We start from the raw sequence: 19,968 nt of genomic DNA on the forward strand, positions 1-19,968 counted from the left end.
GACTTAAAAAGGGGGGAATCTCTCCCTTTTTAAGTCCCGTTCTTATGTAGGAATGATGAAGTAGGGAGCGAAGAAGGATGAATTCATCATCAAAAAACTCGGTTCGCGAGCTGATTCAACAGAACCGAAAACAAAAATTCAGTATGAAAAACATCATGGAACGAATTATGCCAATCATCTTATTTTTATGTGCGTTTGCTTCGGTCGTTACGACCATTGGCATCATTCTCACGTTAGTCATCGAAACGGAACATTTCTTTGAAGTCGTCTCAATCAAAGAATTTTTCGGTAGTACGAGCTGGTACCCGTTGAACTCGGTTCCAGAGTACGGAATCTGGCCGCTCGTCGTCGGAACACTTGAGATTACCGTGATTGCGATGCTAGTTGCCGTGCCGATCGGACTCACATCTGCTATTTATTTAAGTGAGTATGCGTCAGAGCGCGCACGTCGTGTGTTAAAACCAATTCTTGAAGTCTTAGCAGGTGTCCCGACAATCGTCTTCGGTTTCTTCGCGTTGACGTTCGTCACACCTCTACTCGTAAAGTTAATTCCCGGTCTTGCGATTTACAACGCACTCAGCCCAGGGATTGTCGTCGGAATCATGATCATCCCGATGATTGCCTCGATTTCTGAGGATGCGATGAGTTCTGTCCCGAAAAAAATCCGTGACGGTGCGCTCGCACTTGGTTCGACACGCCTTGAAGTGGCTTTAAAAGTCGTAGTTCCGGCAGCACTTTCAGGTATCATCGCGTCGATCGTCCTAGGGATATCTCGTGCGATTGGTGAAACAATGATTGTGACGATTGCCGGGGGATCAAATCCTACTGCAACCGTCAATCCGCTTGAACCTGTCCAAACGATGACAGCTTATATCGTTCAAGTCGCGCTTGGTGATGCGGGATATGGAACCGTTGAATATTATAGTATCTACGCTGTCGGTACGCTGTTGTTCGTCTTTACACTTGTGATGAACCTCCTCGCGAACTGGATTACGCGTCGTTTCAGAGAGGAGTATTAAGATGGCCTTACCAGAAAAACAACCTGTACAAAAAAAGTTCATTGATCCAGTTGCAGTAAAAAAATCAATCAGTCAGCGTCTTGTCGTCAACAATGTGACGAAAGTGATTTTCTTGATTGGTCTCCTATTTGGTCTCGTAGTTCTTGGTATTCTTCTTGTCGGCGTACTCCGTGATGGTGCTGCATGGTTATCGCTTGATTTCCTTCAGAATGGCCCATCACGACGTCCAGAACGCGCTGGAATCTATCCTGCACTGATGGGTACGATTTTCTTAATGCTTTTAATCGTTCCAATGATTTTCATCATGGGTGTCGGAGCTGCGATTTATTTAGAGGAATACGCGAAAAAAGGGCGGATGACATCGTTCATCGAAGTCAACATCTCGAACTTGGCAGGCGTACCTTCAATCGTTTTCGGTTTGCTCGGTTTAACATTCTTTGTCCGGAATATGGGCTTCGGTTCAACATTGATCGCTGGAGCGTTGACGCTCGCGTTAATGAGCTTACCGGTCGTCATCGTATCGTCGCAAGAGGCGATTCGTTCCGTGCCGCAAGCGATGCGTCATGCTTCACTTGCACTTGGTGCCTCGAAATGGCAGACGACGTTCAAAGTCGTTTTACCGGCGTCACTTCCAGGTGTCATTACGGGAATCATCTTAGCTGTCTCACGTGCAATCGGTGAAACAGCACCGCTTATCATGGTCGGAGCAGCCATCTTCATCGCCCGTGCACCAGAAGGGATCTTTTCAGAGTTTACGGCGTTGCCAATTCAAATTTATAACTGGACAAGCCGTCCGCAAGCTGATTTCCAAGGTCTTGCTGCAGCAGGAATCATTGTCTTGATGGTGATTTTATTGACAATGAACTCACTTGCAATCTGGATTCGAAATCGTTTTTCTAAACGTTATTAATCGTAGGAGTGTGCTGAATCGTTTTTAAGGAGGAACACAGATGATGGATACGAAGCTGACGACAAAAACAGCCGAGAAAGAAGGGGCAACAACTATGAATCAACCAGTAGCTGCGCAAGACAGTGTATACCGTGTCGACAATTTAAACTTATGGTACGGCGATGACCACGCCTTAAAAGATGTCAACTTAGATATTAAACAAAACGAAGTCACGGCAATCATCGGACCGTCTGGGTGCGGGAAATCGACATTCATCAAAACCTTGAACCGGATGGTCGAGCTCGTGCCAATCGTACGGACGAACGGTGTCATCGAATATAACGGCCGGAACATCTTCGATAAAGAATATGAAGTGGAAGAATTACGGACGTCCGTCGGAATGGTTTTTCAGCAACCGAACCCGTTCCCGAAATCGATTTACGATAACATCGCGTACGGACCACGTGTCCACGGTGTCAAAAACAAAAAGATTTTAGATGAAATCGTGGAACGTAGCTTGCGAGGTGCGGCGATTTGGGATGAAGTCAAAGATCGTCTGAATGAAAATGCCTACGGATTATCAGGTGGGCAACAACAACGTCTTTGTATCGCGCGGTGCCTTGCAATCGAACCGGATGTCATCTTAATGGATGAGCCAACTTCAGCACTCGACCCGATTTCGACACTCAAAGTCGAGGAACTCGTCCAGGAGTTGAAAAAAGAGTACTCGATCATCATCGTGACGCATAATATGCAACAGGCAGCACGTGTCTCAGATAAGACGGCATTCTTCTTGAACGGAGAAGTAGTGGAGTTTGATCAAACGGATCGTATCTTCTCGAATCCGAGTGATAAGCGGACAGAGGATTATATTTCAGGACGATTCGGATAATTAGGAGGAACTTTCAATGGCAGCTCACCGTACGATTTTTGGAGAAAATCTAGCAGTACTCGATCAAAAAGTCTTTCTTCTTGCCCGCAAGACGATGCAACAGATTGCGACGACAGCAGAAGCACTTGAAAAATACGATCTCGACATCGCGCGTACAGTGATTGAAAATGATAACGAACTCGATGCGCTGGAACTTGAAATCAATGATGATGCGATTCTTTTGATTGCGAAACAACAACCAGTGGCAACGGATTTACGTCGACTCGTGACAGCGATGAAAATCGCAACAGACTTAGAGCGGATTGCCGATTATGCCGGAAACATCTCGAAAGCGGTTTTACGTGTCGAAACATTCCCTTATGTCATCGACATCTCGCTTCTAAAAGAAGCGTTTGAAACATTGCTTGATATGACGGAAACAGCCATCGTCGCCTATCGCGATGGCGATATCGAAAAAGCAAAAGCGTTATCCGATCTCGACAACATCATTGATGAGACGACATATAAAGCGCTTCGCCAATACATGCGCCATATGTCATTGCAACCGATTGTTGTCGATGAAATCATGCAGTTTACGAACATCTGTCGCTACATCGAACGGATGGGAGACCATTTGACGAACGTCGGGGAGCACCTCATCTATCTTGAAAAAGGGAAACACTACGACTTAAATAACTGACTTGAGTAGGTACGAGGAAAATCCTCGACCTACTTTTTTTCGTAAAGGAATTTGAAACAAGTTTGTAGAATAGGAAAGAAGTGAATAAAGATAAAGAGGTGATAGGTAATGCTTGATAAAATCATAAAATTAAAAGAACAAGGACTGACGATAAAACAAATCGCTGAGAAATTAGAGTCGACGGAAGGGAAAGTGAAATATGCGTGGAGTAAGTACCGAAAATCACTTTCAGAACCAACGGACAAAAAAACAGCAGCCCCTAAAAAACAACAGAAAGCCACTCCATCGATGAAAGTGGCTGCGAATGAAATCGTTCCTGCTGTCATCGCCATACCATCGCTTGAACGGGATGCATTCGGGATGGCGACGCACTATGAAGATGACATCATGCATGCCATCGTTCAATCGCCGACGGCATTGTACGTGTACTGGGAGCTCTCGGAGTTATCTCGTAAAATGTTAGAGACGCATTACCATGCAGCGTTCGATTCATTCCGTAAAGAACTTCGAATCATTGATGTGACGTTAGTCGAGTATGAAAAAGGTGAAGCGAACCGGACGTATCAATTTGAACTGCCGGAAATGACGAACTCTTGGTTCGTTCGTCCGTTATCCCCAAACACTACATACATCATCGAATGGGGAATTCAAACGATTGATGGTGACTTTGTTCCGGTACTACGTTCGAAGCCGGTCGAGACGCCGCGTGACGAACCTGTCGTTGAAGGGCGATTCGCTGAAGTCGTCGCTCGTTGGCAAAATGGAGAAGTCGAGCAACCGGAATGGGTAGAAGTTTTACGACCGTATTCTTATTTCGACCGAATTCGTTGAGCTAAAAGATAGAAAGAAGGAGAGGAAGAGAAAACATGCGCAAAGGCTATTTTTCACTCGTTTTACATGCCCATTTACCTTATATTCGTCATCAGGAAGCTCATCGTCTAGAAGAGCGTTGGATGTACGAAGCGATTTCAGAAACGTATATTCCGTTATTATGGGAAATTGATCGTCTGGAGCGCCCGCTCGGATGGACGATTAGTATTTCTCCACCCGTCATTGAAATGCTTGCGGATTCATTGATTCAAGAACGTTATGTAGAGCATTTAGATGATACATTACGCTTAATTGATCAAGAACTTGACCGCGATTTAGTGGCGGAAGAACGGGATGCCCTGCTTTTCTATAAAGAACGGTACCGTGACTTAAAAAATACATTCGAACATTGGGGTCGCGATTTAAACCATGCCTTCCGTCATTATAAAGAAGCAGGTTACCTTGAATTGATGACCTGTACGGCAACGCATGGTTTCAGTCCGCACATGTTATCAGAGCAAGCTGCCCGGTCAGAGATTCAAACTGGATTAAACTGTTTCGAACGTCATTATGGATTCCGTCCGACGGGGCTATGGATGCCGGAATGTGCCTATACACCAGGTCTTGATAAAATCATGTACGAAGAGGGGATTCGTTATACATTCGTAGACGAACATTCCATCTTAAACGCTGATCCTGCTCCGAAACACGGCATCGGCGCACCGGTCTATTCGCCACATGGTGTTGCACTGTTTCCGCGCGATCAAATCATTTCTGGACGCATTTGGAGTTCTGTCATTGGTTATCCGGGACACCCGAACTATCGTGAATTTTACCGCGATCTTGCCTATGATCGGGAGTGGGACCAAATTGCAGAATTCATGCATCCTGAAGGACTCCGCTACGATACGGGCTTAAAATTACATCGTGTTACAGGAGAGTCCGATCAAAAGGCTTTTTATGTCCGCGACTGGGCTTGGAAACAAACGGATGAGCATGCAGCTGACTTTGCGGAAGCATTGGCGGAGCATCTTGACCAGCACAGTGGACAAGACTTCCCGCCGTTTCTTGTCACAGCACCATTTGACGCGGAATTATTTGGTCATTGGTGGTTTGAGGGACCGGACTTCCTCGGTAAAGCCATGGAACGACTTGAAGATGTTGGGGTCGAATCGATTTCACCTACAATGTTCCTTGAGCGTCATTTTGGCGACATCGAGACGGTGCACGTCGCAATGGGGACCTGGGGCCGGAAAGGGTATGCGGATGTGTGGATCAATGAACGGAACGACTGGATGATTCGTCACTTGCATCAACTTGAAAAACGATTAGCCGGTGTCATGGCGCGTAATCGTCATCAAGATGGTTTGACGGTCAAAGCAAAACGTCAATTGATTCGTGAATACTTGCTCGCGGTTTCGAGCGACTGGCCGTTCATTCTCGATGGACAGACGACGGCACAATATGCGGCGAATCGATTCCGTGAACATATTAAGCGATTTGAAGAAACGGAGCGGTTACTTGACGCTGGAGAATTAACGACCGACTGGCTTGAAACGCGTTATGCCGAATATCCTTTCCTAGCAGATGAAGATATTGAACCAGACGTCTATTTGACGACGCATGACTACTATGTTGCGGTGCAACGTGAAACGTCATGGAACGATGCCGCGATTTTACTCGTCGCAAAAGATTACCAAGATTCGAACCGACCAATTGCTGAGTTTGCGAAGCGATTGGCAGGAGCGGGAGAAAATGTCTATGTCATTACAGAAAATGAGACGGCTTATCGATTTGAAGATGGCGTTCATATTTACGGCGTCCGCATGACGGGTCTACCGCTCGTTCAGACTTACAATCAGTTGGCCGGATTAAATCTTGCCGTGTTGCGTCAAGCGCAAGCCCTGCATAAAATCGTAGAATTCCGCCTTGTCCATAACTTTACGATGGAGACGGCGTCGGCTGCTCAATCGTTTGCTGAGATCAACCAGTTGCCGCTTGTCAGCAATGTGTACAATCTTGAGAGTGAACGTTCTCCAGCGAGTAGCGGTGGTTTAGTTGTTGCGATTAAACGATTAGAGGGCGAAGCACTTCGTCATTCACAATTGATTTATTTAGAACGTGAAGAAGCGAGACAAGGAATCGAAAATGATTATCATGTTGCTCAAAAACCGCTTGAATTCCAAGTGAACCTTGAAAAACCATACGAACAATTGGCGATTCAGAAAAAGAACGGATGAACAGTTGCAATTCCGTTCCTTTCTTGGTACGATACTTGAGTATGCTTAACCTTATGTAAAGCAAAAACACTTGATACATTGAGAGCTAGATAGGAGGGAATCCCATGCGCGTTAAAATTACTTTGGCTTGCACTGAAACTGGTGACCGTACTTATATCACTAAAAAGAACAAGCGTAACAACCCAGAGCGTCTTGAGTTGAAGAAATACAACCCACGTCTCCGTAAGCACACACTTCACCGTGAAGTAAAATAATTGAGATGGAAGCCGTCACCTTGTGTGATGGCTTTTTTTGTGAATGGGGGAATACTATATGAATAAAAAAGCGGTGCGACGGGTAATCGCGGAGCGACTGAACCGGTTGGAAAACCGGCAGGAGCGGGAACGACGAATTGCAGAGCAGTTATTTGTATTGCCAGAATGGATGAATGCGACGTCAATTGCGTTGACCCTCTCGTTTCGAAACGAATGTTCAACGGAACGAGTCATTCAACAAGCATGGGCGGATGGAAAACGTGTCGTCATTCCGAAGGTCATCGGTCAAGAAATGAGATTTTTTGAACATTCGTCAAGCAGTCGACTGATTGAGAATTCGATGGGGATTTTTGAACCGGATGCAACTGCTTTTGAAATTGCATTGCCGACGATTGATCTTTGTATCGTACCGGGTCGTGCCTATATGCGTAATGGCTATCGTTTAGGATGGGGCGGTGGGTTTTATGATCGTGCGTTGATTGATTTTTCAGGTCCGACGCTTTCGATTGCATTTGCCGTTCAAGTCGTGGAACGATTCGAAGTAGAATCATTTGATCGCCCGGTTGATACAATTGTCACTGAAGATGAGGTCATTCAATGTCATTAACTGTTCTTCTATTCATCTGCTTAGCCCTCGGATATGCTGGCTATCAATTCGGATTATTAACGAAAAGCGGTGCATTCTTGACGATACTTGTCGGCAGCACGGTCGTCTATGCGCTCGATTCCGAAGGATTAGTCCTGTTACTGTTATTCTTCGGTAGCTCTAGCCTGTTATCAAAACTCGGTAAGGCACGCAAGCAGTCCGTCGATCAAATCGTCGAGAAGGATGGTGCACGAGATGGTTGGCAAGTACTTGCCAACGGTGGAACCGCTATGCTTGCTTCGATAGGCGTTGTACTGACAAATGAATTTGATTTTTTATTAGTTTTCTTGATTGTCATTGCTGCTTCGAATGCAGATACATGGGCATCCGAGATTGGTCCGCTTTCTAAAAAAGAACCGATTTCAATCCGGACGTTTAAACCGGTCTTACGAGGAACGAGCGGCGGGGTATCTTTACTCGGGACACTCGCGACAATCATCGGTGCATTATTTATCGCGACAGCGGGTGACATTCTATTCGATTTGTCCGTAAAGCAATGGTTGATCGTCGCGGCCGGAGGTGTCCTTGGCAGTATTCTCGATACGGTGTTAGGCGCTACCGTCCAACGAAAGTATCGTTGTCAGATTTGTGGCAAAGAAACCGAGAAAAAAATCCATCATGGTACTACGACACAATATGTCCGAGGGTGGAAGTGGCTAGGGAATGACGCCGTTAATTATTTGTCCAGTACGCTAGCGGGGCTGATTGGTTTCATGTTGTATCGATTGTGGTAATGGAAGGTGAAGTACCTGACTTCCTTATGTTAGGATATTGTTGACACAAATTAGACAAAATGTGACCGTTTACACAGTCTTTAATAGTTTGTGAAAGATGTTACAATATAATTGTGAGATAGTTAACAAACTTTTAATTTGTTTGGAAGGGTGGACATATCGGATGGAATTACATGCTAAAGTTACACGCGTTGCGTTAATTGGTGCGGGGGCAGTAGGATCAAGTTTTGCGTATCAAATGACGACAGCTGGACTTTGTGAAGAACTTGTCATCATTGATGTGAATAAAGCAAAAGCTGAAGGGGAAGCGATGGATTTAAATCACGGGACGCCATTTAGTTCTTCGCCGATGCGAATATGGGCAGGGGATTACGGGGATTGTAAAGATGCCGAAGTCATCGTGATCACGGCCGGTGCACCACAAAAACCGGGTGAGACACGACTTGACCTCGTTGCGAAAAATGCTTTAATCATGAAAGAAATGATGCGCCAAATCATGGAATCAGGATTTGACGGCATCATCGTCGTCGCATCAAATCCCGTTGACATCATGGCACATTTAGCATGGAAATATTCTGGTTTACCAAAGTCACGCGTCTTCGGATCAGGAACGGTACTCGATACGGCACGCTTGCGCCAAATGTTAGGAGAATACTTTAATATCGATTCACGAAACGCCCACGCCTATATTTTAGGTGAGCATGGCGACACGGAATTCGCTGCCTGGAGCAACTCAAGAATCTATGGAAAAACGATTGATGAACTGCTTGCAGAAGACGATCGTTATTCTCAAAAAGATTTAGACCAAATCTATATCAATGTACGCGATGCAGCCTATCATATCATTGAACGAAAAGGTGCAACATACTATGCGATTGGACTTGGTCTCGTTCGGATCGTCCGTGCGATTCTCGGGAACGAGAACTGTTTGTTGACTGTAGGAGCGCACGTTGACGGACAGTACGGAATTTCTGGTATTCATATCGGTGTACCTGCCGTGATTAACCGACAAGGTGTGCGCGAAGTCATCGAGGTGTCACTGACGGATGAGGAATTAAAAAAATTCCATCATTCGGCGGAAGTTTTACGTCAAACGATGGAACCTGTCTTACGTTAAATCGGAAGCGTCAATCGTACCCACTGAACTCGGGCAAACGGAGTTTCAGTGGGTACGATTTTTTGATTAAAAAAAGGACGCGATAAAAAATCTGAAAACTAGGTTTTATTTTACTAGAAAAAGGTTATGTTAGGGATAGAAGAGTTTTTCATGTCTTAAGAAACATTAGAAAACTCACAAAGGGGAGAAACGATAGTCATGTATACATTTCGAACGTTAACAAAGGAAGATGCAGAACAGTATTGGCGCTTACGCCTCGAAGGTCTAAAAAATCATCCGGATGCATTTGGTCATTCTTTTGACGATGAGCAACAAACGCCACTCGAAGAAGTTCAAGAGGGGCTAGAAGGAGATCCAGAGTCTGATGAAGTTTGGATCGGGATATTCGATGAAGATACATTGTTTGGATTTGGTCAGGTCAAACCGTACGAACTGTCACGGGAATCACATAAGGCGATGATTTCTGGTGTCTATATCTCACCGGATTATCGTGGGGGCACGGGTCGCGCCCTAATGGAGGCCTTGATTGAAGAGGCGAAACAAATTCCGGAAGTCGAACAAGTCATTCTAGCCGTCTTGTCAGGAAATGAAGCTGCTCAAAAACTCTATGAATCACTTGGTTTCGAAGTATATGCAGAAGACCCTGATTCGGTCAAACTAGAGGATGGGACGTATCGAGATGACATTTGGATGAAAAAATACGTCTAAATGAAAGAGTTAAGAAGTCATTTAAAGGATGAAAGTCGTAGCGCAACTGTTGCTATGGCTTTTTTTCATAGCAGGCGGTCGCTTTTTTTGAGTGTGCATTCTTTTTCGACTGGAGAGAGATATTTGGTATCATAAGAAAGAAACGATTTCATTAAAATAAGCCGTCCTTTCTTAAAAAGGACGTCAAACGAGGAGCGAACAAGATGAAAGCTGTGATTGAGACGATTCGTGAATTAGTAGAAATCCCAAGTCCGACTGGATTTACCGCGCATGCTCTTACATATGTAGAAAATCGATTTAAAGCAGAAGGAATCACGTATAAAAAGTTAGAAAAGGGAGCATTGCTCGCTACGTTGCCCGGACAGTCTTCACGGATTCGTTTGTTGACAGCACACGTCGATACGCTCGGGGCGATGGTCAAAGAGATTTTGCCGACGGGGCGACTGACGTTATCTCAACTTGGCGGTTATGCGTGGACGGCAATCGAAGGTGAAAATTGTCTCGTCCATAAAATGGACGGACAGACGATCTCAGGAACGATTTTGTTCCATCACTCAAGCGTCCATACGTCACGCGTGACGAACACGGAAGAGCGAAATGCGACGAACATCGAAGTGAGACTCGATATCCGGTCAACGACGGCAGAAGAGACACGGGTAGCAGGGATTGAAGTCGGTGACATCGTGACGTTTGATCCGCGATTTATTCATACCGAAACAGGCTTCGTCAAATCACGTCATCTGGACGATAAAGCATCCGTCGCCCTGTTGCTCGAACTGATCAAGGAATGGAAAAACGAGACATTACCGCATACGACGCAAATTCTGATTTCAAATTATGAAGAAGTCGGATTTGGTGGGAATGCCGGTTTTTCTGAAGACGTCGCAGAATACATCGCTGTCGATATGGGCGCATTAGGAGAAGGACAACACTCGGATGAATATACGGTATCAATCTGTGCGAAAGACAGCTCAGGACCGTATGACCTTGCATTACGTCATCAGTTCACACGTCTTGCTCAAAGCCATTCGATTCCGTATAAAATCGATATCTATCCCTATTACAGTTCTGACGCTTCAGCAGCCGTCAGTGCGGGGCACGACGTCCGTCATGGACTGCTTGGTCCAGGAATCGAATCGAGTCACTCGTATGAACGGACGCATGAAGCGTCACTTCAAGCGACGTATGATTTACTGAATGTGTTCGTGAAGGAGAAAATGAATGATGAAAACACTTTATGATGTGCAACAGTTATTGAAAACGTACGGGACGATTGTCTATTTAGGCGATCGCGAGTCGGATATAGCAATGATGATGCTCGAACTCGATGAGCTTGAACAAGCCGGTGTGTTAGAAAAAAAGCAATATGATTCAGCGAAAGTGATTTTGGCACATGAATTGAAAAAATCACGACATTCGTAAGAAAAAAATCTTGTGCAACCCTTTGCACAAGATTGCCGTTCAGCTAAACTAATAGAGATGAAATCATTTACGAATAAGGGAGCTATGAAGATGAAATGGTTACTCGGGATTGATATTGGTGGAACGACAGTCAAGATGGCAATTCTTGATTTACAAGGGATCATCGTTGAAAAATGGGAGATCGAGACGGTTATCCTGAATGATGGGGAACAGATTCCAGGCGACATCGCGACATCTTTTTTTGAGAAATGTAAAGAGAGTAATAAACGTCCGGAAGACTTCGTTGGTGCCGGAATCGGTGCACCAGGCTTCATCGACTTTAATACCGGTGTCGTCGAACGTGCCGTCAACATCGGTTGGAATAACTTTGAGTTGATTGGTGAATTTGAACGATTGACGGGTTTACCGGCTGTTATTGAAAATGATGCGAATGCAGCGGCAATTGGTGAGATGTGGAAAGGTGCCGGTAGTGGAGCGACGGAGTTACTTGCTGTGACACTCGGGACAGGCGTCGGTGGTGGATTGATTACGAACGGTCAAATCGTTCACGGGACAGTCGGGATGGCAGGAGAAATCGGGCATATCACGATGTTAGCAGAAGGCGGCGTCCTGTGCGGTTGTGGACGAAAAGGATGTCTTGAAACGATCGCCTCTGCGACCGGTGTGGCACGTCTCGGGCTCGAAAAACGAAAAGGACAGCAAACGGTCCTGAACGATATTCAAGCCGTGACGGCGAAGGATGTCTTCGATGCCTATACGAAGGGCGACCGGATTGCGACGGAAGTCGTCGAGGAAGTGACGTTCCATCTCGGATTAGCAATCTCGAATCTCGCGAACAGCATCAATCCGGAAATGATCGTTATCGGTGGCGGGGTTTCAAAAGCAGGGGATGCTTTGATGGTACCGCTCAAAAAACAATTTGAACGCTTCGCGTTACCGCGTGTGTTTGAGTCGACGACTTTCAAAATTGCTGAACTTGAGAATGACGCAGGTGTCATCGGTTGTGCATGGCTTGCGAAACAAATGTTCTTGAAAAAATGATTTCATTAAATTTCAGAAAAAGGTTCGCTTTTGCGAATCTTTTTTTTGTTTACAAACGTAAGGAAAGTATGTGATTGTTAAGTATCTGCTTTGTTCAGGTTGCATTTTTGTAAAAGTAAGCGTAAAATTTTCACGTGATACGGGTATAAATAGAATATGGATTGACGTGTAAAAGTTCCAGGTCAAGAACACACGTATATTAGGAGGCAGGTTTTTATGCAGCAAGACTCTGGCATTTGGTCACGCATGCGACTAAAGGTAGGCCAAGGTGTGAAAAGCACCTACACAGAACATAAACTTTTTTGGATTGCGACATTATTGATTTGGCTAAAAACGTATGTGGCATACACGCTGTTTTTCGATGTTCCGATTACGAATTCAGCACAGGCATTCATCTTACTGATTAATCCAATCAGTTCGGCGCTCTTCATGTTTGGATTTAGTTTCTTCTTCCGTGGTAACGTTCAAAAATGGTTCATCTACGGAATACTCGTCCTGGCGACGCTCGTTCTTTATGCGGACATCATTTTCTTCCGCTTCTTCAATGACTACTTGACGTTACCGGTCTTGTTCCAAACATCAAATGCTGAGACGGTCTCAGCATCGCTTACATCATTGTTGACATGGGCAGACTTATTGATTGTCGGCGATCTATTGATTCTTCCATTCTTCTTACGGAGAATGGACATGTCTAAAAATGTCGCGTCACGAGGACGCGCGATTTTAGCGTTCGTCGCAGCAACTGCTGTCTTCCTTGGAAACTTGGCACTTGCTGAAACAGAACGTCCGGAACTATTGACACGGGCATTTGACCGCGAGTTACTCGTCAAAAATATTGGAACGTTTAACTTCCATATGTATGACGCGTTGATTCAATCAAAAACATCAGCACAAAAAGCTCTTGCGGACAGTTCTGAATTGTCGGAAGTTCAAAACTTCGTCGCGTCGAAGTATGCTGAGCCGAACCCGGTCATGTTCGGTAAGTACGAAGGTAAAAACGTCATCGTGATGTCATTCGAATCAGCCCAATCATTTGCGGTTGGTCTGAAAGCGCCGAATGGTCAAGAAATCACACCGAACTTAAACAAATTAATTAAAGAGTCACATTCATGGGATAACTTCTACCATAATACGGGACAAGGGAAAACATCGGATGCTGAATTCATCTTAGAGAATTCAATCTATCCACTTGGTCGTGGTTCTGCGTTCTTTACGAATGGGGAAAATGAATTCCGGGCAACACCAGAGATGTTAAAAGAAGACGGCTATTATTCTGCCGTGTTCCATGCGAACAATAAATCATTCTGGAATCGTGACATCGTCTACAATAGTTTTGGTGTCGATCGTTTCTTCTCGGAGACCGATTATGATCTCGGTAACCCGGATGATTTAACGGAGTGGGGTTTACTCGACGACAAGTTCTTTGAACAGTCGTTACCAATGTTGAAAGATCTTCCACGTCCATTTTATTCGAAGTTCATCACATTGACGAACCACTATCCGTTCGAAATGCCGAAACCGGAAGATGAACTTGTCCCGCCGCTTGAGACGAGCTCGACGACATTGAATCATTATGTCCAAGCCCTCGCATACCAAGACATGGCACTCGGTAAGTTCATCGATGGTCTGAAAGAGGATGGTACATGGGACGATACAATCTTCATGTTGTATGGTGACCATTACGGAATCTCGACGAACCATAACGCGGCGATGGCGGAACTCCTCGAAAAAGATGAGTTGACGGCATATGACGTCGCTCAGTTGCAACGTGTTCCGTTCGTCATTCACTTACCAGGACAAACTAAAGGTGTGAAGCACGAAGAAGTGGCGAGTCAAATCGACATGAAACCAACGTTGCTCCACCTATTAGGAAAAGACTTTAAGGATGAAGTCTTATTCGGAACAGATTTGTTCTCAAAAGAACATAAAGATTACGCCTTGTTCCGTGATGGGTCTATCATCACCGATAAAACCGTTTATACACAAGAAACGTGTTATGACCGGAAAACAGGTGAAGAAGTGACGGATGAAGAAAATGGAGCCATCTGTAAAGAGGCAGTCAAGCAGTCAGAAAAAGAACTCGGTCTGTCGGACAAAGTCATTTACGGTGACTTGCTACGTTTCTTACAAAAGTCTAAATAAGTCGTGATAAACACTAAAATAGCCGAAATCCCTCTACGTCTTAAGGGATTTCGGCTTTCTTTTGTTCGCATGATTCGTTTCGCAAGACTTATGACGACAAAAAAAGGTGAGCCTTCTCGACGAGAAAGCTCACCTTTTTAATGTTTATCCAACGATTACGATGGGATTCCACCGAAAATCAGCGTCGCAATACCGAACCAGCCGAATAGTACAACAGTCAGTCCAGCAAATACGAGTGGAAACATTTGGCGTTTCTTAAGTGAACGGACGACGGCCCAAACACCGACGAGTGCTACGATGAAGAAAAGCCAACCGATTGGTTGATCCAAATGCATGACGTACTCCCCCTTAAAAATCACGTTATGAAGTTCACGAAGATTTCACTTAAATCTCACTTTTTAGTTTAGCTGACTATCCGCCTAAAGTCGAGAGGGGGAAGAGGGAACTTTCGACAATTTCGTGTATAGTAGAAAAGAATGATGTTTAAAAGGAGTCTGATCATATGGAAATCGTAAGTATTACTTCAGGTATCGCCTCGGAAAACGGATACCTTCTTTTTCGAGATGGGAAATGTCTCGTCATTGATCCGGGAACGGAAGATATGCGTTTCTTTGACGAAATCGAACAGCGGAACGCGCAAGTCGAAGCAATCCTCTTAACACACGCTCATTTTGATCACATCGGTGGCGTTGACATGTTGAGACGATTCACATCGGCTCCAGTCTATCTTCATCAAAAAGAAGCAAAATGGTTGGCGAATCCCGATTTAAATGGATCGTCTAAGTTTGGTGTGCCGCCGGTCAAAGTCAAACCGGCTGAGCATCGGTTAGAGCCTGGACCACTCTCAATCGGTAGTTTTAACATGCATGTTCTCGAAACGCCTGGGCATTCGCCTGGTAGCGTTACGTTCTACTTCAAAAATGAGCGAGTTGCCTTTGCCGGTGATTTGTTGTTTAAGCAGAGTGTTGGTCGGACGGACTTACATGGTGGCGACCAAGACACGTTGATGCGCTCGATTGATCGAATCATCGCTGAGTTGCCGCATGACACGACGTTTTACCCTGGACATGGTCCGACGACAACATTGCGTCAAGAAGTTAAGAACAACCCGTTCTTTTGATTACGTGTAAAAAAACGCCTTCTCTTCGATTGAAGAGAAGGCGTTTTTTTATTTTACATCTGGAAGTTGGACCAATACGTGAAGACGATAAAGAATACTGTTAAGTAAGCTGCAAAGATGTAGACATACGTTTTTTCAGTTAGGCGAAGATAGCCTAATGCTGCAAAGAAGACAGTTTGTGCCAAGAAGACAAAGCCCATAACTAAAAATGAATCCGTATGCTCACTTGAGCTCGCGTCGCCGCCGAGTGCGCCGATAAATGCCATGACTGCAATGATTCCAGTCCAAAATCCGAGTACGCGGTACATTCTCCCCATTCATATAACCCCCTAAATCCGACAGATAGTCAATATACGTACTTATTTTACCAAGCAAACAATCATCCGTCCATCATGTTCTAGTGTTTGTTGAGGAATAACTGTGAACAAAAGATGAAGTTTAATAAAAAGTTGTACAATAGTTGTACAAAAGGTGTACAAAGCAAAAAAACCGTGGTATAGTTTCTGTAATGAGAAGCGCATATTTTGAGAGGAGGAGCAACAATGGCAAATGAGTTGATATTTTTCACGTATCCGAGCTGTACATCTTGTCGTAAAACGAAATCATGGTTAAAAGAGGAACATGTTGATGTAGAAGAACGCCATCTGTTCAGAAATGCTCCGACAGTGGACGAATTGATGGAATTGTTGAAATTATCGACAGACGGCATCGAAAGTTTACTCGCAACACGCAGCCAAGCTTTCAAAGATCTTGGGATTGATGTAGAGGATATGAAATTAAGCGAACTACTCCGATTGATGAGCGATAATCCGAAACTGTTACGTCGTCCAATCATTACTGATGGCAAACAACTCGTAATCGGGTATGATAAACCAGGTCTTGAAACACTAGCGAAGCGCAAAGCACGCTTAATCGCCCAAGTATCTTAAAGAAGCCGAGTTGTTCGGGCTTCTTTTTTTTTGTACTTTTTTAAGTAAGGAGGTGTCATGTTGAGAGAACTTGTCAGTCAATTGATTCAGCGATTTGCAAAAGGTGGTGTCACCGATGTGCATTTTGTTCCAGATGAACAAATGGCGCGTGTCATTTGTAGGACGGCCGACGGATTAAAGGAACAAGAAGCAATCCCTTTTAGTCAATACAGTTCAATCGTTAGTCATATTCGGTATGAATCCAACTTGAAAGAACAAAATGAACGGATTCCGCAAAGTGGTGTCTATCCGGTTGACCAAAGCGGGATGCGGGTCTCGATTTTACCAAGTCGTCACGGGGACGCGATGTCATGGCGCTTCTATCGGGCGGTTGTCTCGAGTGAGATTGCATCGACGCTTCTCGATCCGATTGAAGATTTAGAATGGCTTCAACAACAAAGTCACGGTTGTATCATCATTTCTGGGACGACGGGGGCAGGTAAGACGACGATGCTATATTCCTTGATGGCATCGATGAAAGGCAAGCGGATCATCTCTGTCGAGGACCCCGTCGAATGTACGGTTCCTGGTGTCTTACAGCTTGAGTTAAATGAAAAGGCCGGTTTTGACGCGACACGTTGTTTTGAGGAAATTCTTCGGGCAGACCCGGATTGGATTGCTTTTGGGGAAGTTCGAACTGCTGAAGCGGCACGACTCTCGATCAATGCTGCTCTTAGTGGGCACGTCGTCGTATTTACTTTACATGCCGGAACAGTCAATGAAGTGTTGTTACGCTTAAAATCACTAGGGATTTCAGGGGAGGAGTTAGCGGTCTGTAAAAAAATCATTCATCTTTACCGGGAGGAGGGGCATGTCCACTGTACAGTAGAAAACTTAACACGAACAGCAAATGTCGCTTTTTAAACCGATTTCATCGACTATTGTCAAAAGGCATTTCGACGAAAGAAACGTTAGAAATCTTACAACGATTCGAAGAGCCGATCCTTCTGCCGGTCATTGAAGAAATCAAACGTCGGTTAGAGAGCGGAAATCCGTTATCCATCGCATTAGAACCACTCGCCTTGTCCCCTTCGCTCCAACGCCTGCTTCAGGTGGGTGATCAAACGGAACGCCCCTTGATGATTTTACAACAGGTCATTCGCTTGCTGGAGTTAGAAAATCAAATGAAAAAGAAATTTTGGAAAATGGCGCGGTATCCACTCGTCCTCGCCTCAAGCTTGATGTTACTTTTCATGTTTTATGCCCTCTACGTGTTTCCTTCCCTACTCGAGATGTCGAGTCCAGAAAGTCTTCCGCGCTTTTTAGTCTTGATTTTACATCCTTCAGCCAAGTACGTCCTTGCAGCGACTCCGATTCTGTTACTTTCAATCCTCCTTCTCACCTTTCGTCTGATTCCGGTCAAACGGCTATTACAGTTTAAAATCATTCAGAAACTCCTTCAGTTGTATTACAGTTACTTGTTTACGATTGAGATTGGTTCCTTTATTGACGCAGGTTTCTCGTTAGAAGAGGCTTTCCGCTCGCTTGAACAGGGGCAGACGGGAAAGAAACAACAAATGTACGCGATGCTTCACCAACATCAACAAGCGGGCACCTCGTTATCTGAAGCCATCTTACAAGAACAAATCATTGATGTTGAAACCGTTGGGCTCGTTCACCTTGCTCGAGAAAGTGGTGACTTAGGTCCATTATTGCTAGCACAAGCCAGTTTGTTGCATGAATCGATTGAAGAAGAGTTAGAGAAAAAACTGCTGTTGATTGAACCGGTCTTGTATGGAGGCTTGACGATCATGACAGGCAGCTTATTTTTTATTTTGTACTACCCGATCCAACTGGCGATTCAACAACTTCCATTTTGAAGAAAGAAGGAGTTTTGATTATGAGACGATTCTTGAAAAACGAACGTGGATTCACTTTACTTGAAATGGCTGCTGTCTTATTAATTATTTCGCTATTGCTGCTCGTATTAATTCCGACGATGACGAGCGGGAAAGATCAAGCGAAAGGTGTTAGTTGTGAAGCGAACATCCGTGTCATTCGTTCCGAGGTCAACCTTTATTATGCGAAAGAAAAAAAATATCCGGAAACATTGCAGACGATTAACCGTGGTACTGCTGAAAAACCAAATGAACTGCTCTGCGATCAGGAGACGTATACCTATGATTCAAAAACAGGCGAACTTACGAAGTGACGGGTTTACATTGATTGAAATGAGTGGAGTCTTAATGATTACAGGTCTGCTGTGCTTATTGTTATTGCCGACTGTTATTGATCGGCGCCCGGCAATTTATTTACTCGAACAAGACATTGCGATGATGCGGCAAGATTTTCAGACGTTACGGTTACTGCAATACTCCAAAACGGATAATCAAAATACCATTCAATTTCGATGGCGTGCAGATGGAACGGGATATTTTATCATGGTGAACGATCGAATCCTGTGGCAGAGAACGTTTCAACCTGGTCATAGTTGTATCATCCCGACGACCGGGCGAGTGATTTACTTTAAAAGTTATCATTCGACCTATGCCTCGACCTGGTACTGCCGTTCAGCAAAACAAGAATATGAAATAAAATTCCTCCTCGGAAATTATCAAATGTTGATTCAACAAATGAGGTGAAATGGCATGCGGTCAAAGGTAAAAAGAGTTGTTTGCTCGGAGGAAGAGCGTGGATTCACTCTCCTTGAAGTGACACTTTCACTTGTCGCCATCAGTTTGTTCTTAGTATTAGCGATTGATCCTTACTTGAATTTCGAAAAACAAAAAACACAGTTAATTGTTGAGACACGGCGCTTGGACGAGATGGCATCGAAGCAAGTGGCGGGTGATTCAATGGGGTATCGTATCGAGGAAGGGAAGTGGTGTCTTGAAACGTTATGCCTTGCGAGCCGAATCCGGAACGACCCTCCTCGAAATTTCAATGGTCCTTTGGTTGAGTCCTCTATTACTCCTTGGATTATTGACGATGACACAACTCGTTAGCAACTCCAACCAAACAGAATGGATGGAAGAGGAACTGTTTTTTCATACCGTCGAACGATTGATGTGGCGCAGCATTGAGTGTGGATTAGTAGGAGAAGAGCTGAGGGGGCGGGATGTCGATCCAGGAGAGGAGCCGATTAAATGGCGGCTCGTTCGTGTACAAAATCAAATACGGCTCAAAAAAGAGTTTGGAGGCGAACTGACGTATGCCCACGACGTGACGCATTATCGAATCAAAGAAGACGGTGCCCGAATCGTAATCGAACTCAATCAGCGGTCTCGAACTTACGCCTGCAAGAAACCGGGTTCATCCTGATTCAAACCTTATTGATTCTGATAGGA

Annotated in this window: 25 protein-coding genes; 23 read left to right on the top strand and 2 right to left on the bottom strand. The window is 44.7% G+C overall.

The window, feature by feature from the left end; genetic code table 11:
- The first annotated feature begins 77 nt into the window (after positions 1–77).
- From pstC to AC0VYQ_RS04745, 15 genes are all read left to right on the top strand, one after another.
- A complete protein-coding gene (pstC, locus tag AC0VYQ_RS04675; RefSeq protein ID WP_475404339.1) occupies positions 78–1,019 on the top strand; it encodes a phosphate ABC transporter permease subunit PstC in 942 nt (313 codons plus the stop codon).
- 1 nt (position 1,020) lies between these two features.
- The gene (gene pstA / locus AC0VYQ_RS04680) at positions 1,021–1,929 is read left to right on the top strand and encodes a phosphate ABC transporter permease PstA (protein ID WP_088836585.1); all 909 of its coding nucleotides are present in this window, start codon (positions 1,021–1,023) and stop codon (positions 1,927–1,929) included.
- Positions 1,930–2,023: 94 nt separating this feature from the next.
- The gene (gene pstB / locus AC0VYQ_RS04685; RefSeq protein ID WP_239456901.1) at positions 2,024–2,800 is read left to right on the top strand and encodes a phosphate ABC transporter ATP-binding protein PstB; all 777 of its coding nucleotides are present in this window, start codon (positions 2,024–2,026) and stop codon (positions 2,798–2,800) included.
- 16 nt (positions 2,801–2,816) lie between these two features.
- Positions 2,817–3,479 (top strand): phosphate signaling complex protein PhoU, encoded by a 663-nt coding sequence (phoU, locus tag AC0VYQ_RS04690; protein WP_088836587.1) that lies wholly within the window; start codon positions 2,817–2,819, stop codon positions 3,477–3,479.
- Between the two features lie 108 nt (positions 3,480–3,587).
- On the top strand, positions 3,588–4,310 hold the full coding sequence (locus AC0VYQ_RS04695; RefSeq protein ID WP_475404340.1) for a DUF4912 domain-containing protein: 723 nt from the start codon (positions 3,588–3,590) through the stop codon (positions 4,308–4,310).
- 35 nt (positions 4,311–4,345) lie between these two features.
- A complete protein-coding gene (locus AC0VYQ_RS04700; protein ID WP_475404341.1) occupies positions 4,346–6,529 on the top strand; it encodes a glycoside hydrolase family 57 protein in 2,184 nt (727 codons plus the stop codon).
- A gap of 104 nt (positions 6,530–6,633) precedes the next feature.
- On the top strand, positions 6,634–6,783 hold the full coding sequence (rpmG, locus tag AC0VYQ_RS04705; protein WP_012369771.1) for a 50S ribosomal protein L33: 150 nt from the start codon (positions 6,634–6,636) through the stop codon (positions 6,781–6,783).
- Between the two features lie 58 nt (positions 6,784–6,841).
- Complete coding sequence (locus AC0VYQ_RS04710; protein WP_475404342.1) at positions 6,842–7,390, top strand: 5-formyltetrahydrofolate cyclo-ligase; 549 nt, start codon at positions 6,842–6,844, stop codon at positions 7,388–7,390.
- The gene (locus tag AC0VYQ_RS04715) at positions 7,381–8,163 is read left to right on the top strand and encodes a DUF92 domain-containing protein (RefSeq protein WP_088836591.1); all 783 of its coding nucleotides are present in this window, start codon (positions 7,381–7,383) and stop codon (positions 8,161–8,163) included. The genes AC0VYQ_RS04710 and AC0VYQ_RS04715 overlap by 10 nt, the downstream gene beginning before the upstream one ends.
- Positions 8,164–8,326: 163 nt before the next feature.
- Positions 8,327–9,280, top strand: coding sequence for an L-lactate dehydrogenase (locus AC0VYQ_RS04720; protein WP_029332987.1), 954 nt, complete (start codon positions 8,327–8,329; stop codon positions 9,278–9,280).
- A gap of 198 nt (positions 9,281–9,478) precedes the next feature.
- Positions 9,479–9,988 (top strand): GNAT family N-acetyltransferase, encoded by a 510-nt coding sequence (locus tag AC0VYQ_RS04725; RefSeq protein WP_088836593.1) that lies wholly within the window; start codon positions 9,479–9,481, stop codon positions 9,986–9,988.
- A gap of 203 nt (positions 9,989–10,191) precedes the next feature.
- The gene (locus AC0VYQ_RS04730; protein WP_475404343.1) at positions 10,192–11,229 is read left to right on the top strand and encodes a M42 family metallopeptidase; all 1,038 of its coding nucleotides are present in this window, start codon (positions 10,192–10,194) and stop codon (positions 11,227–11,229) included.
- Positions 11,213–11,410, top strand: coding sequence for a YqgQ family protein (locus tag AC0VYQ_RS04735; RefSeq protein WP_214765394.1), 198 nt, complete (start codon positions 11,213–11,215; stop codon positions 11,408–11,410). Before AC0VYQ_RS04730 ends, AC0VYQ_RS04735 begins: the two co-directional genes overlap by 17 nt.
- A gap of 84 nt (positions 11,411–11,494) precedes the next feature.
- Positions 11,495–12,451, top strand: coding sequence for an ROK family glucokinase (locus tag AC0VYQ_RS04740; RefSeq protein WP_475404344.1), 957 nt, complete (start codon positions 11,495–11,497; stop codon positions 12,449–12,451).
- Between the two features lie 216 nt (positions 12,452–12,667).
- Positions 12,668–14,593, top strand: a complete 1,926-nt coding sequence (locus tag AC0VYQ_RS04745; protein WP_475404345.1) for an LTA synthase family protein — start codon at positions 12,668–12,670, stop codon at positions 14,591–14,593.
- Positions 14,594–14,748: 155 nt separating this feature from the next.
- Here the strand turns inward: AC0VYQ_RS04745 and AC0VYQ_RS04750 are convergent, their stop codons facing one another.
- Positions 14,749–14,928: a DUF2759 domain-containing protein gene (locus AC0VYQ_RS04750; protein WP_029332993.1), complete on the bottom strand. Its 180-nt coding sequence runs from the start codon at positions 14,926–14,928 to the stop codon at positions 14,749–14,751.
- 167 nt (positions 14,929–15,095) lie between these two features.
- Here AC0VYQ_RS04750 and AC0VYQ_RS04755 point away from each other — a divergent pair, with 167 nt between their 5' ends.
- Positions 15,096–15,713, top strand: coding sequence for an MBL fold metallo-hydrolase (locus AC0VYQ_RS04755; protein WP_088836596.1), 618 nt, complete (start codon positions 15,096–15,098; stop codon positions 15,711–15,713).
- A 53-nt stretch (positions 15,714–15,766) separates the two neighbouring features.
- Here the strand turns inward: AC0VYQ_RS04755 and AC0VYQ_RS04760 are convergent, their stop codons facing one another.
- Positions 15,767–16,030, bottom strand: a complete 264-nt coding sequence (locus AC0VYQ_RS04760; RefSeq protein ID WP_012369782.1) for a DUF2626 family protein — start codon at positions 16,028–16,030, stop codon at positions 15,767–15,769.
- A 225-nt stretch (positions 16,031–16,255) separates the two neighbouring features.
- Between AC0VYQ_RS04760 and AC0VYQ_RS04765 the strand changes: the two genes are divergently transcribed.
- From AC0VYQ_RS04765 to AC0VYQ_RS04795, 7 genes are read left to right on the top strand one after another with little or no spacing between them, the layout of a single operon-like run.
- Positions 16,256–16,642, top strand: coding sequence for a Spx/MgsR family RNA polymerase-binding regulatory protein (locus AC0VYQ_RS04765; RefSeq protein ID WP_029332995.1), 387 nt, complete (start codon positions 16,256–16,258; stop codon positions 16,640–16,642).
- Between the two features lie 57 nt (positions 16,643–16,699).
- Positions 16,700–17,545, top strand: coding sequence for an ATPase, T2SS/T4P/T4SS family (locus tag AC0VYQ_RS04770; RefSeq protein ID WP_475404346.1), 846 nt, complete (start codon positions 16,700–16,702; stop codon positions 17,543–17,545).
- A 17-nt stretch (positions 17,546–17,562) separates the two neighbouring features.
- On the top strand, positions 17,563–18,501 hold the full coding sequence (locus AC0VYQ_RS04775; RefSeq protein WP_251132126.1) for a type II secretion system F family protein: 939 nt from the start codon (positions 17,563–17,565) through the stop codon (positions 18,499–18,501).
- Between the two features lie 20 nt (positions 18,502–18,521).
- A complete protein-coding gene (locus AC0VYQ_RS04780) occupies positions 18,522–18,833 on the top strand; it encodes a competence type IV pilus major pilin ComGC (RefSeq protein ID WP_088836598.1) in 312 nt (103 codons plus the stop codon).
- Positions 18,802–19,263 (top strand): prepilin-type cleavage/methylation domain-containing protein, encoded by a 462-nt coding sequence (locus tag AC0VYQ_RS04785; protein ID WP_239456852.1) that lies wholly within the window; start codon positions 18,802–18,804, stop codon positions 19,261–19,263. The genes AC0VYQ_RS04780 and AC0VYQ_RS04785 overlap by 32 nt, the downstream gene beginning before the upstream one ends.
- A gap of 6 nt (positions 19,264–19,269) precedes the next feature.
- Positions 19,270–19,626, top strand: coding sequence for a prepilin-type N-terminal cleavage/methylation domain-containing protein (locus AC0VYQ_RS04790; RefSeq protein ID WP_214765389.1), 357 nt, complete (start codon positions 19,270–19,272; stop codon positions 19,624–19,626).
- Positions 19,511–19,942, top strand: coding sequence for a hypothetical protein (locus AC0VYQ_RS04795; RefSeq protein ID WP_475404763.1), 432 nt, complete (start codon positions 19,511–19,513; stop codon positions 19,940–19,942). The genes AC0VYQ_RS04790 and AC0VYQ_RS04795 overlap by 116 nt, the downstream gene beginning before the upstream one ends.
- The last annotated feature ends 26 nt before the right edge of the window (positions 19,943–19,968 follow it).

This window comes from Exiguobacterium sp. QJM3NY_9, assembly GCF_056173545.1.

Bases quoted from the DNA above. Each gene is read 5' to 3' on its own strand.
- pstC (WP_475404339.1), top strand. From the start codon at position 78: ATGAATTCATCATCAAAAAACTCGGTTCGCGAGCTGATTCAACAGAAC.
- pstA (WP_088836585.1), top strand. From the start codon at position 1,021: ATGGCCTTACCAGAAAAACAACCTGTACAAAAAAAGTTCATTGATCCA.
- pstB (WP_239456901.1), top strand. From the start codon at position 2,024: ATGAATCAACCAGTAGCTGCGCAAGACAGTGTATACCGTGTCGACAAT.
- phoU (WP_088836587.1), top strand. From the start codon at position 2,817: ATGGCAGCTCACCGTACGATTTTTGGAGAAAATCTAGCAGTACTCGAT.
- AC0VYQ_RS04695 (WP_475404340.1), top strand. From the start codon at position 3,588: ATGCTTGATAAAATCATAAAATTAAAAGAACAAGGACTGACGATAAAA.
- AC0VYQ_RS04700 (WP_475404341.1), top strand. From the start codon at position 4,346: ATGCGCAAAGGCTATTTTTCACTCGTTTTACATGCCCATTTACCTTAT.
- rpmG (WP_012369771.1), top strand. From the start codon at position 6,634: ATGCGCGTTAAAATTACTTTGGCTTGCACTGAAACTGGTGACCGTACT.
- AC0VYQ_RS04710 (WP_475404342.1), top strand. From the start codon at position 6,842: ATGAATAAAAAAGCGGTGCGACGGGTAATCGCGGAGCGACTGAACCGG.
- AC0VYQ_RS04715 (WP_088836591.1), top strand. From the start codon at position 7,381: ATGTCATTAACTGTTCTTCTATTCATCTGCTTAGCCCTCGGATATGCT.
- AC0VYQ_RS04720 (WP_029332987.1), top strand. From the start codon at position 8,327: ATGGAATTACATGCTAAAGTTACACGCGTTGCGTTAATTGGTGCGGGG.
- AC0VYQ_RS04725 (WP_088836593.1), top strand. From the start codon at position 9,479: ATGTATACATTTCGAACGTTAACAAAGGAAGATGCAGAACAGTATTGG.
- AC0VYQ_RS04730 (WP_475404343.1), top strand. From the start codon at position 10,192: ATGAAAGCTGTGATTGAGACGATTCGTGAATTAGTAGAAATCCCAAGT.
- AC0VYQ_RS04735 (WP_214765394.1), top strand. From the start codon at position 11,213: ATGAAAACACTTTATGATGTGCAACAGTTATTGAAAACGTACGGGACG.
- AC0VYQ_RS04740 (WP_475404344.1), top strand. From the start codon at position 11,495: ATGAAGATGAAATGGTTACTCGGGATTGATATTGGTGGAACGACAGTC.
- AC0VYQ_RS04745 (WP_475404345.1), top strand. From the start codon at position 12,668: ATGCAGCAAGACTCTGGCATTTGGTCACGCATGCGACTAAAGGTAGGC.
- AC0VYQ_RS04750 (WP_029332993.1), bottom strand. From the start codon at position 14,928: ATGCATTTGGATCAACCAATCGGTTGGCTTTTCTTCATCGTAGCACTC.
- AC0VYQ_RS04755 (WP_088836596.1), top strand. From the start codon at position 15,096: ATGGAAATCGTAAGTATTACTTCAGGTATCGCCTCGGAAAACGGATAC.
- AC0VYQ_RS04760 (WP_012369782.1), bottom strand. From the start codon at position 16,030: ATGGGGAGAATGTACCGCGTACTCGGATTTTGGACTGGAATCATTGCA.
- AC0VYQ_RS04765 (WP_029332995.1), top strand. From the start codon at position 16,256: ATGGCAAATGAGTTGATATTTTTCACGTATCCGAGCTGTACATCTTGT.
- AC0VYQ_RS04770 (WP_475404346.1), top strand. From the start codon at position 16,700: ATGTTGAGAGAACTTGTCAGTCAATTGATTCAGCGATTTGCAAAAGGT.
- AC0VYQ_RS04780 (WP_088836598.1), top strand. From the start codon at position 18,522: ATGAGACGATTCTTGAAAAACGAACGTGGATTCACTTTACTTGAAATG.
- AC0VYQ_RS04785 (WP_239456852.1), top strand. From the start codon at position 18,802: ATGATTCAAAAACAGGCGAACTTACGAAGTGACGGGTTTACATTGATT.
- AC0VYQ_RS04790 (WP_214765389.1), top strand. From the start codon at position 19,270: ATGCGGTCAAAGGTAAAAAGAGTTGTTTGCTCGGAGGAAGAGCGTGGA.